Raw genomic sequence first — 370 nt, forward strand, 5'->3', positions numbered from 1 at the left:
TGCCATCGAAGGCACTGGTTTGGATGCGCGCAACGTCGACCGCTTCGAACTCATCACCCGCAGCGCCAAGATCAACGCCAAGCTGCACGCCAAACAGCTGGACATCGTCACCGGGCGCAACGACGTCGACGCCAACACCCTCAAGGCCACTGCCCGTGCCAGTGACGGCAGCGCGGCGCCGAGCCTGGCCATCGACAGCACGGCGCTGGGCGGCATGTATGCCGGGGCGATCCGCCTGGTGGGCACCGAGCAGGGCGTGGGTGTACGCCTGGCCGGCGACATGGCGGTGGATGCCGGCGACCTGGACATCGACGCCAGCGGCAAGCTGACCCTGGCCAACGCCAGCGCCGGCCAGGATGTAAAGCTCAAG

General features: G+C 67.8%; 1 protein-coding gene. It reads left to right on the top strand.

Features of this window, described 5'->3' with window-relative positions:
- Positions 1 to 370, top strand: a 370-nt coding sequence (locus DM373_RS28525; protein WP_157966920.1) for a two-partner secretion domain-containing protein, incomplete at both ends; no start/stop codon positions are given.

The sequence above is a fragment of the Pseudomonas sichuanensis genome (assembly GCF_003231305.1).
GTDB lineage: Bacteria > Pseudomonadota > Gammaproteobacteria > Pseudomonadales > Pseudomonadaceae > Aquipseudomonas > Aquipseudomonas sichuanensis.